Genomic DNA, 16,851 nt, shown 5'->3' on the forward strand with positions numbered 1-16,851 from the left:
GCGGCGTTGCCCATCGCCGCGGCGGCGGCTAGGGTCGCCTCGCGAATTGCCAAGGACTGGGCCAAAGCCGTGACGACAAGACTGATCCCGCTGGCGCTGATCGCGCTGACCGCCACGCTTCCGCTGCGGCCCGTCGTCGCGGCCCCCCTGCTGGCCCAGGCGCAGGGCCAGGAACAGCCGGCCGTGCGCCCCGCGCATCGTCCCGCCGCCCCGGCCGAGATCCACGGCCTGGCCGGCCCCTACATGGCCGCGCGCATGGCCGCGATCCAGAACGATTACCGCAGCGCCGCCGATTATTACCTGCAGGCGCTGGCCCAGAACGACACCGACGGCTATCTGCAGGACAGCGCCCTGGTCGCGCTGATCTCGGCCGGCGAGATGGAGCGGGCGACCGCCCTGGCCCTGACCATGTCCGACCAGGGCCGCGCCACCGAGCTTGCGAAGCTGGTGCAGCGCACCGAACTGGCCCGCGCCGGCCGCTGGGACGATCTGATCAAGGCCATCGACGCCGCCCCCTCGCCCGAGGACGCGGGCGACATGCCCGGCGGCGGCGCGCTGGTCGACGGCATGATGCGGGCCTGGGCGCTTCTGGGCGCGGGCAAGGCCGGCGAGTCGCTTTCTGCCTTCAAGAAGCTCGCCACCCTGCGCGGCGCCGCGCCGATGGTGAACTATCACCTGGCGCTGGCCAAGGCCAAGGTCGGCGATTTCGAGGGCGCCGAGGAACTGCTGGCCGATCCGACCACCGGCGCGCATATCCTGGGCGTGGTGGCCCGGGCGCAGGTGCTGTCGCAGCTGGAACGCGACAAGGATGCCGTCGCCATGCTGGACGCGACCCCCGGCGTGGCCGAAGAGCCGCATCTGCTGGCGCTGCGCGACCGGCTGGCCAAGGGTCAGACGCTGCCCTTCGATTCGATCCGCACCCCGGCGGACGGCATCGCGCAGGTGTTCCTGACCTTCGGCTCGGTGCTGGCCTCGACCGACGAGCCCGACCCGCTGGCGCTGATCCATGTCCGCCTGGCCGAATACCTGGCCCCCGACATGGGCGAGGCGCATCTGCTGGCCGCGCAACTTCTGCAGGGCTTCGGCCAGTTCGACCTGGCCGAGCGCGAATTCGAGAAGCTGCGCGAACTGGGCGACATGCGCCCCATCGCCGAACTGGCCCGCATCGACGCCCTGACCCGGGCCGAGCGGCTGGACGACGCCGAAAAGGCGGCGCTGGCGCTGACCGCCACCCACCCCGAACTGGCGCAGGGCTGGATCGCGCTTGGCGACCTGCTGCGCCAGCAGGACAAGTTCGCCCAGGCGGTCCCCGCCTATGACAAGGCGCTGTCCCTGATCGGCGACAAGGCGCCCGAGGCGCGCTGGTTCCCGCTCTATGCCCGCGGCATCGCGCTGGAACGCGCCGGCAAGTTCCCGCAGGCCGAGTCCGATTTCCGCGCCGCGCTGAAGATCCGTCCGGATTCGCCGCAGGTTCTGAACTATCTGGGCTACAGCCTGGTCGACCGCAACGAAAAGCTGGACGAGGCGCTGAAGCTGATCCAGCGCGCGGTCGAGCTGCGCCCGGACGACGGCTATATCCTCGATTCGCTGGCCTGGGCCTATTTCCGCCTCGGCCGCTACGACGAGGCGGTGGCGCCGATGGAACGCGCGGTCGCCGCCATGGCCGGCGATTCCCTGGTCAACGACCACATGGGCGACATCTACTGGATGGCCGGCCGCCAGCGCGAGGCGGAAATCCAGTGGCATCGCGCCCTGTCCCTGAAGCCCGACAAGGACGAGGACGCCCGCCGCATCCGCGCCAAGCTGGAACACGGGCTGGATGCGGTGCTGGAACAGGAAAAGTCCAACGGCGGCCGCCTTCCCGAGCCCGCGCCGGAACCCGCCAAGGCCGACTGAGCCATGCCCCAGCCCCGGCGCGAGCTGGCGCCCGCCAAGCTGAACCTGACGCTGCACGTGACCGGGCGCCGTCCCGACGGCTATCACCTGCTGGATTCGCTGGTGGTGTTCCTGGCACTCGGCGATGTGGTGACGGTGGCACCCGGGCCGCTGTCCCTGGAACTCTCCGGCCCCTTCGCAAAGGGGCTGACGGCCGAGCCCGACAACCTCTGCCTGCGCGCCGCCCGGCTGGCCGGGCACGAGGCGCGGATCACGCTGGAAAAGAACCTACCGGTCGCCTCGGGCATCGGCGGCGGCTCGGCCGATGCGGCGGCGGTGCTGCGCGCGCTCGACGCCCGCCCCGAGGGCAGCGAGGTCCTGGGCGCCGACGTCCCCGTCTGCCTGGCCGGCCGCCCCACCCGGATGCGCGGCCTGGGCGAGATCCTCGACCCGCTGCCGCCGCTGCCCCAGCTGCATGTGCTGCTGGTCAACCCCGGACGCGGCCTGTCGACGCCGCAGGTGTTCCAGGCCTTGCAGCGGCGCGACAACCCGCCCATGCCCGAGCCGATGCCCGGCTTTCCCGACGCCGCGGCGCTGATCGACTTCCTGCGCCGCTGCCGCAACGACCTCGAAGCGCCGGCCATCCGGCTCATGCCCGAAATCGCCGCCTGCCTGGCCGCGATCCGCGACCAGGGTGCGCAGCTTGCGCGCATGTCCGGCTCGGGCGCGACCTGCTTCGGCCTCTTCGCCAGCGCGGCCCAGGCCGAGGCCGCCCGCACCCGCATCGCCGGGGCGAACCCGGGCTGGTGGGTCGCCGCATCTGGACTCGCGCCGGCAAATCCCTAAACCTGCAAGCAAATCCACCAGGGGGGATCACCATGCTGCGCCTCGGCGTCAACATCGACCACGTCGCCACCATCCGCAACGCCCGGGGCACACCCTGGCCCGACCCGCTGCGCGCCGCGCAGCTGGCCGAGCAGGCCGGCGCCGACGGCATCACCGCCCATCTGCGCGAGGATCGCCGCCATATCACCGATGCCGATATCGACCGGCTGATGCAGGGGCTCAAGCTGCCGCTGAACCTGGAAATGGCCGCCACCGCCGAAATGCAGCAGATCGCCCTGCGCCACCGCCCGCACGCCGTCTGCCTGGTGCCGGAAAAGCGCGAAGAGCGCACGACCGAAGGCGGCCTCGACGTCGCCGGCAACGAGGCTTTCTTTCGGGACTTCATCGCGCCCTTGCGCGAGGCCGGCTGCCGCGTCTCGCTGTTCATCGGCCATGAGCAGACCCAGATCGAGGCCGCCGCCCGCATCGGCGCCGCCGTGGTCGAACTGCACACCGGCGCCTATTGCGACCTCGACACCGAGGGCCGGCTGCCCGAACGCGACGCCGAACTGGCCGCGCTGCGCCGGGCCGCGGCCCAGGCCCAGCTGCTGGGGCTCGAAGTCCATGCCGGCCACGGCCTGACCTTCGACACCGTCGGCCCCATCGCCGCGATCCCGGAGTTCCGCGAACTCAACATCGGCCATTTCCTGATCGCGGAATCGGTCTTCATGGGCCTTGGCGCCGCCATCACCGAAATGCGCCGCTGCATGGACGCGGTGCGCCCGTGATCTTTCCGTTTTCCAAATACCCCGGCAACGGCGCCCATTCGCGATGATCCTCGGCATCGGCAGCGACCTCGCCAATATCGAGCGCATCGAGCGCGTGCTCGCGCGCCACGGCGACCGCTTCCGCAACCGGGTCTTTACCGAAACCGAGCTGGCCCTGGCCGCGCGCCGCAAGCAAGAGGCCGCGACGCTGGCGAAACGCTGGGCCGCCAAGGAGGCCTGCTCCAAGGCGCTCGGCACCGGGCTTGCCATGGGCATCGCCTGGCGCGACATGGCGGTCAGCAACCTGGCGACCGGCCAGCCCAGGATGCAGTTGACCGGCTGGGCCGCCGAGCGGCTGGCCGCGATGACGCCGCCCGGCCACCGGGCGCATGTCCATGTCACCCTGACCGACGACCACCCCTGGGCGCAGGCCTTCGTGCTGATCGAGGCGCTGCCCGAGGGCGCAGGCCCGCATCCGCCGCGGCTTGACTTTGCCGCCCCGCGCGGCCCATGAACGCGCGACTTTCGCAGGAAGGAACGGCCATGGCCAAAAGCGACGCCCGCAAGGATGGGGGCATCTGGGAAACCGTCAAGACCATCTTCTGGGCGCTGCTGATCGCGGGCGTCTTCCGCACGCTGTTCTTCCAGCCCTTCTGGATCCCCTCAGGCAGCATGAAGGACACGCTGCTGATCGGCGATTTCCTGTTCGTGAACAAGATGGCCTATGGCTATTCCGCCGTCTCCTGCCCCTTCGGCATCTGCCCGATCTCGGGCCGGATCCTGGGCTCGGAGCCCGCGCGCGGCGACGTGGTGGTGTTCCGCCACCCGCGCGGCGACGATTTCATCAAGCGGCTGATCGGCCTGCCCGGCGACCGCATCCAGATGAAGCAGGGCGTGCTGTGGATCAACGGCGAAGCCGCGCCGCAAGTCCCGGCGGGCGAATTCATCGAGGCGCAGGAACCGCAGGGCCCGGCCGGCAGCCTGCCCTGCCCCGGCCAGATCCGCGAGGCCGAGAACGGCCAATGCGTCGCCCAGCGGTTCACCGAGACCCTGCCGGGCGGTGTCAGCCACGACGTGCTGAACCTGACCGACAACGGCCCGGGCGACAACACGCCGGAATTCACCGTACCCGAAGGGCACTATTTCTTCATGGGCGACAACCGCGACAATTCCGGCGACTCGCGCTGGCCGGCCGCGGCGGGCGGCGTCGGCATGGTGCCGGCGGATGCGCTGATCGGGCGGGCCGACCGGATCATGTTCTCTTCGGCCGGCAAGTCGCTCTTGTATTTCTGGACCTGGCGCGCCGACCGCTTCTTCAAGGCCGTGGACTAGGGGACATTGCCGCGGCGGCCCCCGCCGTGGCAGGATGAGACATGAAGATTTCCGCCGACCTGCGCGCTTTCTCGGACCGTCTGGGGCATGAATTCTCGCGCCCCGAGCTCCTGCTGCGCGCGCTGACGCATGGCTCGATCTCGACCGCGACGCGGCCCGACAACCAGCGGCTGGAGTTCCTGGGCGACCGCGTGCTGGGCCTGACCATGGCCGAGGCGCTGTTCGCGGCCGACCGCGCCGCGACCGAGGGCCAGCTGGCGCCGCGCTACAACGCGCTGGTCAAGGGCGAGACCTGCGCCGAGGTCGCGCGCGAGATCGGCCTGGGCGAGGTGCTGAAGCTGGGCCGCTCCGAGATGATGTCGGGCGGGCGCCGGAAGGAGGCGCTGCTGGCCGACGCCATGGAGGCGGTGCTGGCCGCGATCTATCTCGACGCCGGGCTCGAGGCCGCGCGCGCGGTGATCCTGCGGCTTTGGGCCGACCGGCTGGCGCGGGTCGATGACGACGCCCGCGACCCCAAGACCGCGCTGCAGGAATGGGCCCAGGCCCAAGGCATGAGCCCGCCGCGCTATGTCCAGACCGCGCGCACAGGGCCGGACCACGCGCCGGAATTCGAAATCACCGTCCGGCTGGACGACGGCCGCGAGGCCCAGGCCAGCGGCAAGGGCACCAAACGCAGCATCGAACAGGCGGCCGCGGCCGTGCTGCTCGGGCAGATCGAAGGGAAGACATGACCGAAACGCGCGCGGGCTTCGTCGCCCTGATCGGCGAGCCGAATGCCGGGAAATCCACCCTGCTGAACCAGATGGTCGGGGCCAAGGTCTCGATCGTGACGCATAAGGTGCAGACCACCCGCGCCCGCATCCGCGGCATCGCCATGCACGGGCCGGCGCAGGTGGTGTTCGTGGACACGCCCGGCATCTTTCGCCCGCGCCGCCGTCTGGACCGCAGCATGGTCAAGGCGGCCTGGGGCGGCGCGGCCGATGCCGACATCATCCTGTTTCTGATCGAGGCGCATCGCGGGCTGACCGAGGGCGCGCAGGCGATCATCGCCAGCTTGCGCGAACATGCCGGCAAGACTCCGGTCGCGCTGATCATCAACAAGATCGACCGGGTCAAGGCCGAGGTGCTGCTGGCGCTGTCGCAACAGGTCAACGAGAGCTTCCCCTTCGCCCGGACCTTCATGATCTCGGCCGAAAAGGGCTATGGCTGCAACGACCTGATGGATTGGCTGGCCGCCGAGGTCCCCGCCGGTCCCTGGCTTTACCCCGAGGACCAGGTCGCCGACCTGCCGATGCGCATGATCGCCGCCGAGATCACCCGCGAGAAGCTGACCCTGCGCCTGCACGAGGAAATCCCCTACCAGCTGACGGTCGAGACCGAGAGGTGGGAGGAGAAGAAGGACGGCTCGGCCCGCGTGGACCAGATCGTCTATGTCGCCCGCCCCGGCCACAAGGGCATCGTGCTGGGCAAGGGCGGCGAGACCATCAAGGCCGTGGGCCAGGCGGCGCGGGCGGAGCTGATGGAATTCATGGGTCGCCCCGTGCATCTGTTCCTGCAGGTCAAGGTGCGCGAGAACTGGCTGGACGAGGCCGAGCGCTACAACGAGATGGGCCTCGACTTCCGCGACGGCGATGCCTGAGGTCCGGCCGACCGGGCTCCGCCATGGCTGAGGCGCGTCTTGCGGCCGGAATCTGGGTCGCGGCCTATCTGCGCCGGCTGGGGCTGGCCGACATCCCGGCCTATGTCACCCGCCACGGCGACGACACCGCCGGCAGCGTCATGGTGAAATGCGCGACGCTGGACGGGCGGGCGAGCCTCTGGGTCCGCGAGTGGGACCTGGAGACCGACCGGCGGCTGTGGATCCGGCTGAACGAGGCGCCCGAGCGCGAGATCGACGCCGAGATCGCCCGCAACGCCGCCCGCGACCCGGACCTGTGGGTGATCGAGATCGAGAGTCGCGACGGCAGCACCATGCTGGATCAGGACGGGCTGGCTTGAGCATCCACGCCCGGCCACGCGTTTCTTCGTTCCGCAAATACTCATGCCAACCGTCCAGATGCGCGGCTCGCTGGCACATTTTGCGCGGTTTCGCGAAAGCCCATCCGGCAGTCTGAACGGTGCTCTCGGCATGAGTATTTGCGGAACGAAGAAACGCTGAATCGGGAGAGGCGGAGGAACGCGGTGCGAACCGCTAAATCTTGTGGCTTTCCCGTGACATTCCCCGGCTTTGCCCCTATAAGATGCGAGCCCAAGGCAGGATAAGAAGACGATGAGCGAACCCGCCCCGCAGTCCTCGGAATATGGCGCAGATTCCATCAAGGTTCTCAAGGGCCTGGAAGCCGTGCGCAAGCGTCCCGGCATGTATATTGGCGACACCGACGACGGCTCGGGCCTGCATCACATGGTCTATGAGGTCGTGGACAACGGCATCGACGAGGCGCTGGCCGGTCATGCCGATTTCGTGCGCGTCAAGATCCACGCCGACAGCAGCGTTTCCGTGCGCGACAACGGCCGCGGCATCCCGGTCGACCTGCACCCGAGCGAGGGGGTTTCGGCGGCCGAGGTCATCATGACCCAGCTGCATGCGGGCGGGAAGTTCGACCAGAACAGCTACAAGGTCTCGGGCGGCTTGCACGGGGTCGGCGTCTCGGTGGTGAACGCGCTGTCGGACTGGCTGGAGCTGCGCATCTGGCGCAACGGCAAGGAACATTACGCCCGCTTCGAGAATGGCGACACGGTCGAGCATCTGCGCGTGCTGGGCGACGCCGAGCCGGGCGAGAAGGGCACCGAGGTGCGCTTCCTGGCCTCGTCCAAGGAAGACCGGGCGGATGGCACGTTCTCGAATCGCGACTTCGTGTTCAAGACGCTGGAGAACCGGCTGCGGGAGCTGGCCTTCCTGAACTCGGGCGTGCGCATCATCCTGGAGGACGAGCGGCCTGCGGAGGCTTTGCGCACCGAGCTGTTCTACGAGGGCGGCGTGCGCGAGTTCGTGAAGTTCATCGACCGCTCGAAGACGCCGGTCATGGCCGACCCGATCTTCATCCAGGGCGAGAAGAACGGCATCGGCGTCGAGGTCGCGATGTGGTGGAACGACAGCTATCACGAGACGGTGCTGCCCTTTACCAACAATATTCCGCAGCGCGACGGCGGCACCCATCTGGCCGGTTTCCGCGGCGCGCTGACCCGGGTCATCAACAATTACGCCCAGACCAGCGGCATCGCGAAGAAGGAAAAGGTCGATTTCACCGGCGACGACGCGCGCGAGGGGCTGACCTGCGTGCTGTCGGTCAAGGTGCCGGATCCGAAGTTTTCCAGCCAGACCAAGGACAAGCTGGTCTCATCCGAGGTGCGCCCTGCCGTCGAGAGCTTGGTGAACGAGAAGCTGGCCGAGTGGTTCGAGGAAAACCCGACCGAGGCGAAGAGTATCGTCGGCAAGATCATCGAGGCGGCGCTGGCCCGCGAGGCGGCGCGCAAGGCGCGCGAGCTTACGCGCCGCAAGACCGCCATGGACGTGGCCAGCCTGCCCGGCAAGCTGGCCGATTGCCAGGAAAAGGATCCGGCGCTGTCGGAACTGTTCATCGTCGAGGGCGACTCGGCCGGCGGTTCCGCGAAGCAGGGCCGCTCGCGCCAGAACCAGGCCGTGCTGCCCCTGCGCGGCAAGATCCTGAACGTGGAACGCGCGCGCTTCGACCGGATGCTGTCCAGCGACCAGATCGGCACGCTGATCACCGCGCTGGGGACCGGCATCGGCCGGGACGAGTTCAACCTGGGCAAGCTGCGCTATCACAAGATCGTCATCATGACCGATGCCGACGTCGACGGCGCGCATATCCGCACCCTGCTCTTAACCTTCTTCTTCCGGCAGATGCCGGAACTGATCGAGGCCGGGCACCTCTATATCGCCCAGCCGCCGCTCTACAAGGTCGCGCGCGGCCGCTCGGAGGTCTATCTGAAGGACGAGGCGGCGCTGGAGGATTACCTGATCGAGCAGGGCGTCGACGGCGCCAGCCTGCGGCTCGGCAACGGCGAGCAGCTGACCGGCGCCGATCTGGCCCGGGTGGTCGAGGAAGCGCGCAGCGCGCGGCGCCTTCTGCGCGCCTATCCGACGCATTATCCGCCGCATATCACCGAACAGGCCGCGATTGCCGGCGCGCTGGTGCAGGGGCGCGTCGATGCCGATGCCCAGGGCGTGGCTTCGGCGGTCGCCGCCCGGCTCGACATGATCGCCGAGGAATACGAGCGCGGCTGGACCGGCCGGCCGACCCAGGACGCCGGCATCCGCCTGACCCGGCTTCTGCGGGGCGTCGAGGAAAGCCGCACCCTGGACGGGCCGATGCTGCGCAGCGCCGAAAGCCGGCGGCTGGGTGCGATGACCGAAAGCCTGCAGGAAATCTATGGCCAGACCGCGCATCTGATGCGCAAGGACCGCGGCATTCCGATCCACGGCCCGCTGGACCTGCTGAAGGCGGTTTTCCTGGAGGGCGAAAAGGGCCTGTCGCTGCAACGCTACAAGGGTCTGGGCGAGATGAACCCCGAGCAGCTTTGGGAAACCACGCTGGACCCGGTCGCCCGCACGATGCTGCAGGTGCGAATCGAGGATGTTTCCGAGGCCGACGACATCTTCACCAAGCTGATGGGCGATGTCGTCGAACCGCGGCGCGATTTCATCCAGCAGAATGCGCTCAGCGTGGAGAATCTGGATATCTGAGGGCGGGCGCCAAGTCCCTTCTGGACAGGTCGCCAAATGTTGATGCAATTTTAGGTTGATTGTTGCCATCATGTCGCGCATCACGCGGCAGAAATCTTTATCTGCGCCGCACCGGTTGCGGCCAGCCGGTCACGAGACTAGTTCTGGTTCAAATCCGACGCCTGCGAGACAGCTCCTGTGCCAGGCACCCAATCGTTAGGAGAATGAATATGCGCGCAACTCGCCTGATCGCCTCCTTCGCCACCCTGGCCCTTGGCGCCGCGGCCGCGAATGCCGGTGGCTATACCCCCCCGGTGGTGGACACGGGTGTCGTGGCTCCGATCACCGAGGTCGCTCCGGTCGGCAACTGGCAGGGCGGCTATGCCGGTCTGACCCTGGGCTATGCCTTCGGCGGCGACGATGATGTCGGCGTCAGCGGCGTCACCCCCGATTCGCTGGAAATGAGCGGTGCCAACGGCGGCGTCCGCCTGGGTTATCGCTGGCAGAAAGACCGCTGGGTCTTCGGTCCGGAACTGGGCTACGAAGGCGGCAACATCAAGGACAGCTTCTCGACCGACGGCTATGACGCCGAATCGAAGGTCAAGAACGTCCTCGCCCTGCGCATGAAGACCGGCTACGAAGTCGCCCCCAACACGCTGGTCTACGGCATCGCCGGTGTGGCCCGCGGCAAGATCGACTATTCGGTCACCGGCAACGGCGCCGACATCAACGACACCTACACCAAGACCGGCTACATCGTCGGTCTGGGCGCCGAACGGATGATCAACGACAAATGGTCGGTCACCGGCGAATACGAATATGCCAACTTCGGCAAGGAAAAGCTGTCGGACGGCACCAACACCACCAATGCGACGCCGAAGTTCCACAACATCAAGCTGGGCGTGAACTTCAAGTTCTGATCCGCAAGATCTGATCCGGCTCCACGGACGGGAAAGGGTCGCCTTCGGGCGGCCCTTTCTCGTTCAGCGCCGCCGGCGCAGCCCGACCGGCAGCACGATGGCGCGGGCACCGCAGGCCACCGCCAGCCCCTGCGGCACCAGCGCCAGCAAGGCCGGATCGTCATGGGACAAGCCGCCGGTATAGGCACCGAAGGCCGGCAACAGCAGATGCTCGGCCCCCAGCAGAAAGGCCCGGCGACGCTCGCCAGCCAGCCGCACCACCGGATGGAAATGCCCCGAGATGTCCGGCCCCCGCCCCGCCTCGTGCCGCAGCCGGACCGCACCCAACTGCAGTTCCGCCAGCGCCCGGCCGGGCAGGCCCGCCGGGATCGACGGGTCGTGGTTGCCCGCGATCCAGATCCAGTCGCACCCCCGTGCCAGCCCCGCCAGCGTGACCGCGACCTGCGGATCCAGCGTCGCGGCCGCCGTCGGATCGTCGAACCCGTCGCCCAGGCTGATCACGGCCCGGGGCTGAAGCCGCTCGATTTCGCCTGCCAGGCGTTCCAGGGTCGCCAGCCCCTCATAGGGCGGCAGCAGCGGTCCGCCGCGGCGGGCCATGCGCTCGGCCTTGCCCAGGTGCAGGTCGGCGACGACCAGCCAGCGCCCTTCCGGCCACCACAGCGCGCCCGAGGGCCGCGCTTCAAGGCGCAGGCCGTGGAAATCGAAACCATAGCCGCTCATGCGATCCCTTCCAGCCCGGCCTCGCGCATCAGATCCTCGGCCTCGATCCGGGCCAGCCGCTCGCGGCCCTCGCCGCGGATCGGCACCCGGCCGACCTCCAGCAGCAGGGGCGCGGCCATGGGCGAGACGCGCTCCAGCATCCGATGCGCGCGCCGGGGCGAGCGGGCCAGCATTTCCTCGATGCGGCCGAAATCGACCAGTCCCCTGCCCGCCTCATCGGCGGTGATGCGCAGCATCAGGTGGCCGGGATCGTATTTCCGCAACGTGTCATAGAGAATGTCGCTGGAAAACGTCGCCTGCCGGCCCGATTTGCGCGCGCCGGGCATGTTGCGCTGGATCAGCCCGGCGACGGTGGCGACATTGCGGAAGGTCCGCTTCATCACCGCATTGCCGCCCAGCCAGTCGCCCAGACCCGCCCGCAGTCGCGCCGCGTCCAGAAGCGGTCCGGGATCGGTCACCGGGTCCAGCGACCAGACCAGCAGCGCGTAATCCGTGGACAGGAAGCCCAGCGGACCCAGCCCGGCCTGCTCCATCTCGCGGGTGACCAGCAGCCCCAGGGTCTGCAAGGCGTTGCGGCCGGCAAAGCCGTAAAGCGCGAAATGCCACAGCCCGGCATGGGGAAAGCTTTCCGACAGCAGCAGCCCGGGCTGTGGCAGCGCCGAGACTTCGGCCTGCAGCGCCAGCCAGTCGCGGGTGTCGGCGGGCAGGGCGCTGTGGCGTGAGGGATCGCCGATCAGTTCCAGCACGCGGTGGGAAAGTTGCGTGGACGTGGCCAGCTTGACGCCGGAATAGACCGCGATCTTGGGCTGGTTGCGCGGATCGGGCGTGACCTCGATCACCATCTCGCGCATCGCGTCCATCCGCACCACCCGGCCGCCGATCAGGAAACTGTCTCCGGGCGACAGGCTGGCGGCGAACCCCTCCTCGACCTCGCCCAGGGGGGCGCCGCCGCGGCCGCGCAGCCGGACCTTCATCATCTCGGCCTCGACGATGGTGCCGACATTCATCCGCAACAGCTTCGCCGCGCGCGGATCGCGCAGTTGCCACAGCCCGTCGCGCAGCATCAGCCGCTGCCAGCGGTCATAGGCGCGCAGGGCATAACCCCCGGTCGCGGCGAAATCCAGGCAGGCGTCGAAATCCGCCCGGCTCAAACCGCGATAGGGACCCGCCGTGACCACCTCGGCGAAAAGCGCATCGGCGTCGAAGGGCGCGGCGCAGGCGGTCAGCAGGATATGCTGGCACAGGACGTCCAGCGGCCCCGGCCCGCGCGGATCGCCGTCCAGGTCGCGTTCCCGCACCGCCTCCAGCGCCGCCACGCATTCGATCTGCTCGAAGCGGTTCGCCGGCACGATCCGCGCCTTGGACGGCGCATTGTAACGGTGGTTCGCCCGGCCGATGCGCTGGACCAGCCGCTTGACGTTCTTCGGCGCACCGACCTGGATCACCAGGTCCACCGCGCCCCAGTCGATGCCCAGGTCCAGGCTGCCGGTCGCCACCACCGCCCGCAACTGCCCCGCCGCCATCGCCGCCTCGACCCGCGCGCGAGCCTCGCGCTCCAGGCTGCCGTGGTGCAGCCCGATGGGCAGGTTCTCGTCATTCGCGGCCCAGAGCGCCTGGAAGAACAGCTCGGCCTGGGCACGGGTGTTGATGAAGACGATGGTGGTGCGGGCCTCGCGGATCGCCGCCAGCACCTCGGGGATGGCGTAATGGCCGCCGCCGCCGGACCAGGGCGCCGGTCGCGCCGTCCGCAGCATGGCGATGTCGGGCTCGGGGCCGGGATCGGCCTCGACGATCTGGACCGGCCCCGCCCCGGCCATGAAACCGGCCAGCCCCGCCGGATCCTCGACCGTCGCCGACAGGCCGGTGACGCGCACCCCCGGCGACAACGCCCGCAACCGCGCCAGCCCCAGCATCAACTGGTCGCCGCGCTTGCTCTCGGCCAAGGCGTGCAACTCGTCCAGCACCACCCGCCGCAGCCCGCCAAAGATCGCCGGCGCCTCGGGATAGCTCAGCATCAGGGCCAGGCTCTCCGGCGTGGTCAGCAGCACCTCGGGCGGATCGACCCGCTGCCGCCGCCGCTGGCCCTGCCCGGTATCGCCGGTGCGGTCCTCGACCCGGATCGCCAGCCCCAGTTCCGCCACCGGCCGCCCCAGGTTGCGGGCGATATCCGCTGTCAGCGCCTTCAGCGGCGAGACGTAAAGCGTATGCAAGCCGCGCGTCTTTCCGTTTTCCAAATACCCATCCTGCAACCGCGCCAGTTCCACCAGCGAGGGCAGGAACCCCGCCAGCGTCTTGCCGCCCCCGGTCGGCGCGATCAGCAGGCTGTCGCCTTCGGCCGCCAGCAGCGCCAGCTGATGCGGATGCGGCTGCCAGCCCTGGCGCGCGAACCAGTCCTGAAACGCTTGCGGCAGGATCACAGCATCGCCTCGAGCGTTTCCAGCCGGTCCGCCTCGGCCGCCGGCTTGTCCCAGCGGATGCGGCTGATGCGCGGGAACCGCATCGCCACGCCCGAGCGGTGACGCGAGGACCGGTTCAGCCCCTCGAATGCCACCTCGACCACCAGCTTCGGCGCCAACGCCCGCACGGGACCGAAACGCTCGACGGTATTGGCGCGGACAAAGCGGTCCAATTCGCGCAGTTCGGCATCGGTAAAGCCGAAATAGGCCTTGCCGACCGGCACCAGTTCGGTCCCGTCCCACAGCCCGAAAGTGAAGTCCGAATGGAAACCCGAGCGCTTGCCATGCCCGCGCTGCGCATAGATCAGCACCGCATCCACCACCATCGGATCGCGCTTCCACTTGAACCACGGCCCGCGCGGACGCCCCGACAGATAGACGGAATCGCGCCGCTTGATCATCACGCCCTCGATCACCGCCACCGGCGGGTCGGCGCGCAGCGCGGCCAGATCGTCCCATGAGCCGAAATCCAGCAGTGGCGAGATGTCGATCCGCGCTCCGAAATCCGCCGCTTCCAGCACCGCGCGGCGGACCTCCAGAGGCTCGGCGCGCAGGTCGCGGCCCTGCCAGATCAGCAGGTCGTAAAGCCGCAGCCCGGCCGGGTGGCTGGCCAGCAGGCCCTTGCCCACGGTCTTGCGGTTCAGCCGCTTCTGCAGCTCGCCGAAGGGCGCCACGTCGCCGTCGCGCCGCACCAGCAATTCGCCGTCGGCGCTGCCGTCGAAATCCATCGCCTCGATCACGTCGGGAAAGGCATGGGAAATATCCTCGCCGTTGCGGGAATAAAGCCGCCGCACGCCGCCGTCGCTGACCGCCTGCACCCGGATGCCGTCCCATTTCCATTCCGCGACATGCTGCGCCGGGTCCAGCGCGCGCAATTCGTCCAGGTCGGTGGGCGTGGACAGCATCACCGGGCGGAACGGCGCGCGGCCCGCGCTTTCCGGCCGGACCCCGCCGCCGATCCAGTGAAACAGCGGCGCATAGGGCGGGACCAGCCCGTGCCAGATCTCCTCGATCTCGGCGACCGAGGGCATGCCCATTGCCGCCAGCGCCATCCGCGCCATCCGCGCCGACAGGCCGATCCGCAGGTTCCCCGTCGCCAGCTTCAGGAAGGCCAGCCGCTCGGACGCGCCAAGCCGGTCCAGCATCCCGGCGATGGCCCCCGGCAGCGCCGCCTTGCCTGTTCCCTGCAACAGCGCCACCGCCTGCGACAGCGGCGGATCGTCCTGCGCGCCTTCGGGCCAGACCAAGGCGATGGTCTCGGCCAGGTCGCCGACGAAATCATAGGACAGCTCCAGAAGCTGGGCGTCCACCCGCTCTTCGGCCAGCGTGCGCAGCAGGGACGGCGTGACCCGCCGCAGGTCCAGGTCCCCAGTCAGCGCCGCCAGGGCCCAGCCGCGATCCGGGTCGGGGGTGCGTGCCAGGTAATGCTGCACCAGCCGCAGCTTGGCATTGCGCGCGGGCGTGAAGGCCAGGCGTTCCAGCAGGGCGGCGAAGGCCTTCATTCCTCGGCCTCGTCCTCATAGCCGACCAGCCGCAGGGGCCGGGCGGGAATCTGCGCGAGCTCGCACCAGCGCATCACGCCCTCTTCGGCGCCATGGGTGACCCAGACCTCGGCCGGCGCAAGCTCGGCCAGCGTGCCGGTCAGCGCCGGCCAGTCCACATGGTCGCTGATCACCAGGGGCAGCTCGACGCCCCGCTGCCGCGCCCGGGCCCGGACCGCCATCCAGCCCGAGGCAAAGCAGATCACCGGGTCGCGGAACCGCTGCACCCAGGGGCTGGCAAAGGCCGAGGGCGGGGCAACCACCAGCTGCGCAGGCACCTCTTCGGCAGTGGCACGGACCAGCGCGCCCAAATCCACCCCCTGGGCGATGTAATAATCGCAAAGCGTCTTCAGCGCGCCGTGGATGGCGATGGGCGCGTCATAGCCCGCCTGCCGCAGCAGCGCGATGACATGCTGCGCCTTGCCCAGCGCATAGGCGCCGACCAGATGCGGCCGCTCGGGGAATTCCGCCATGCTGGCCAGCAGCTTGGCCGTTTGCGTGGCGGGATCGGGAAAGCGGAACACCGGCAGGCCGAAGGTCGCCTCGGTCACGAAGACGTCGCAGGGCACCGGCTGGAACGGCGCGCAGGTCGGGTTCGGCTGCCGCGTGTAATCGCCCGAGACCACGATCCGGCAATCCCCCCGCGTCACCGCGATCTGCGCCGAGCCCAGCACATGACCCGCCGGATGAAAGCCCACGGTGACGCCGCCGATGCGGGTCTCGCCCTCGGCGATCTCGGTGCTGCCGGCAAAGCCCTCGCCCATGCGCAGGCGCATGATGTCGAGCGTCTGGGCGGTGGCCATGACCGCGCCGTGGCCGAAACGGGCGTGGTCGGAATGGCCGTGGGTGATCAGCGCCCGCGCGACCGGCTTCAGCGGGTCGATGTGGAAGCCGCCCTCGGGGCAGTAAAGCCCGGCCTCGGTCGGCAAAAGGATCGGATCGCTGCGCATGGGCCCAAGATGTGGAACATTTCGTGAAAATCAACGGGAGATCCGTCGATCGCCAAGGCAAAACGCCGCCGGCGCGTTCCGGGTCCCTAGCCCGCGCACCGCCGGGCGGCATAGTCCCGCACCAAGGCCACCCGGCGCGGCCGGAAGCTGGTCCCGCCCGGCCGCATGGCCTGGATGCGGGGAACGTGAAAGACCCGGAAATCCTGCCGCAGCCGGCAATGCGCCAGCAGCATGATGTGGCTTTCGCCATAGCTCAGGCCCAGGGGCCAGATCTCGCGCGTGGTCCGCGCCTCGCGCAGGTCCTGATAGTCGATGACCAGGCTGCGTTCCTCCCAGATAGCGGCGCGCAGCAGGGACATGTCGATGCCCGGCACCGGCAGGCGCGCCTCGGGGCGGAACAGGCGCAGGGTGGCGTGCAGGGCGTGGCGGCCCTGGCTTTCCGGCAGGGTGGCGATGATGCGGGCCATGGCGTCCTCGCCCGCCGCGGTCAGCTGGGCGTCGCCGATGCTGCGCAGGGCCGAGATCGCCAGCACCAGCGCCTCGATCTCCAGCCGCGAAAAGCTTTGCGGCGGCAGGGCCGGGTCCTCGGTCAGGCTGTAGCCCACGCCGGCCTCGCCGTCGATCAGCGCCCCGCCCGCGCGCAGGGTGGCGATGTCGCGGTAAAGCTGACGGGTCGAGACGCCGGTTTCCGCCGCCAGCCGCGCCGCCGTCGCCGGGGCGGGCAGGCGGCGCAGCGCATCCATCAGGCGCATCAGCCGGTCGGTGCGGGACATGCTGT

At 69.3% G+C, this 16,851-nt stretch carries 15 protein-coding genes; 10 read left to right on the forward strand and 5 right to left on the reverse strand.

Annotated features, from left to right (window positions below; genetic code table 11):
• Positions 1–69: 69 nt before the first annotated feature.
• The 10 genes from JCM7685_RS13930 (at position 70) to JCM7685_RS13975 (ending at position 10,406) form a co-directional block, all read left to right on the forward strand.
• Entirely contained in the window at positions 70–1,896 is a 1,827-nt protein-coding gene (locus JCM7685_RS13930; RefSeq protein WP_231964647.1) for a tetratricopeptide repeat protein, read from the forward strand.
• 3 nt (positions 1,897–1,899) lie between these two features.
• The gene (locus JCM7685_RS13935; RefSeq protein ID WP_074966026.1) at positions 1,900–2,721 is read left to right on the forward strand and encodes a 4-(cytidine 5'-diphospho)-2-C-methyl-D-erythritol kinase; all 822 of its coding nucleotides are present in this window, start codon (positions 1,900–1,902) and stop codon (positions 2,719–2,721) included.
• A gap of 32 nt (positions 2,722–2,753) precedes the next feature.
• Complete coding sequence (locus tag JCM7685_RS13940) at positions 2,754–3,488, forward strand: pyridoxine 5'-phosphate synthase (protein ID WP_074966025.1); 735 nt, start codon at positions 2,754–2,756, stop codon at positions 3,486–3,488.
• A 43-nt stretch (positions 3,489–3,531) separates the two neighbouring features.
• Positions 3,532–3,981 (forward strand): holo-ACP synthase, encoded by a 450-nt coding sequence (gene acpS, locus JCM7685_RS13945; RefSeq protein WP_074966024.1) that lies wholly within the window; start codon positions 3,532–3,534, stop codon positions 3,979–3,981.
• A gap of 29 nt (positions 3,982–4,010) precedes the next feature.
• Positions 4,011–4,799 carry a signal peptidase I gene (gene lepB, locus JCM7685_RS13950; protein ID WP_074966023.1) on the forward strand — a complete coding sequence of 263 codons (789 nt, stop codon included), beginning with the start codon at positions 4,011–4,013 and terminating at the stop codon, positions 4,797–4,799.
• 41 nt (positions 4,800–4,840) lie between these two features.
• A complete protein-coding gene (rnc, locus tag JCM7685_RS13955) occupies positions 4,841–5,530 on the forward strand; it encodes a ribonuclease III (protein ID WP_074966022.1) in 690 nt (229 codons plus the stop codon).
• Positions 5,527–6,438 (forward strand): GTPase Era, encoded by a 912-nt coding sequence (gene era / locus JCM7685_RS13960; protein WP_074966021.1) that lies wholly within the window; start codon positions 5,527–5,529, stop codon positions 6,436–6,438. The genes rnc and era overlap by 4 nt, the downstream gene beginning before the upstream one ends.
• A gap of 23 nt (positions 6,439–6,461) precedes the next feature.
• Positions 6,462–6,797 (forward strand): DUF1491 family protein, encoded by a 336-nt coding sequence (locus JCM7685_RS13965; protein ID WP_074966020.1) that lies wholly within the window; start codon positions 6,462–6,464, stop codon positions 6,795–6,797.
• 271 nt (positions 6,798–7,068) lie between these two features.
• Positions 7,069–9,507, forward strand: a complete 2,439-nt coding sequence (gene gyrB, locus JCM7685_RS13970) for a DNA topoisomerase (ATP-hydrolyzing) subunit B (protein WP_074966019.1) — start codon at positions 7,069–7,071, stop codon at positions 9,505–9,507.
• A gap of 209 nt (positions 9,508–9,716) precedes the next feature.
• Complete coding sequence (locus JCM7685_RS13975) at positions 9,717–10,406, forward strand: outer membrane protein (protein ID WP_231964648.1); 690 nt, start codon at positions 9,717–9,719, stop codon at positions 10,404–10,406.
• Between the two features lie 63 nt (positions 10,407–10,469).
• Here JCM7685_RS13975 and pdeM read toward each other — a convergent pair whose 3' ends face one another.
• The 5 genes from pdeM to JCM7685_RS14000 form a co-directional block, all read right to left on the reverse strand.
• A complete protein-coding gene (gene pdeM, locus JCM7685_RS13980; protein ID WP_074966017.1) occupies positions 10,470–11,126 on the reverse strand; it encodes a ligase-associated DNA damage response endonuclease PdeM in 657 nt (218 codons plus the stop codon).
• Positions 11,123–13,543 (reverse strand): ligase-associated DNA damage response DEXH box helicase, encoded by a 2,421-nt coding sequence (locus JCM7685_RS13985; RefSeq protein ID WP_074966016.1) that lies wholly within the window; start codon positions 13,541–13,543, stop codon positions 11,123–11,125. The genes pdeM and JCM7685_RS13985 overlap by 4 nt, the downstream gene beginning before the upstream one ends.
• Complete coding sequence (locus JCM7685_RS13990; protein WP_074966015.1) at positions 13,540–15,084, reverse strand: cisplatin damage response ATP-dependent DNA ligase; 1,545 nt, start codon at positions 15,082–15,084, stop codon at positions 13,540–13,542. The genes JCM7685_RS13985 and JCM7685_RS13990 overlap by 4 nt, the downstream gene beginning before the upstream one ends.
• Positions 15,081–16,073 carry a ligase-associated DNA damage response exonuclease gene (locus JCM7685_RS13995; RefSeq protein ID WP_074966014.1) on the reverse strand — a complete coding sequence of 331 codons (993 nt, stop codon included), beginning with the start codon at positions 16,071–16,073 and terminating at the stop codon, positions 15,081–15,083. Before JCM7685_RS13995 ends, JCM7685_RS13990 begins: the two co-directional genes overlap by 4 nt.
• Positions 16,074–16,159: 86 nt before the next feature.
• Complete coding sequence (locus tag JCM7685_RS14000) at positions 16,160–16,846, reverse strand: helix-turn-helix transcriptional regulator (RefSeq protein WP_074966013.1); 687 nt, start codon at positions 16,844–16,846, stop codon at positions 16,160–16,162.
• Positions 16,847–16,851 lie beyond the last annotated feature (5 nt).

The organism is Paracoccus aminovorans (assembly GCF_900005615.1).
GTDB classification, from domain to species: domain Bacteria; phylum Pseudomonadota; class Alphaproteobacteria; order Rhodobacterales; family Rhodobacteraceae; genus Paracoccus; species Paracoccus aminovorans.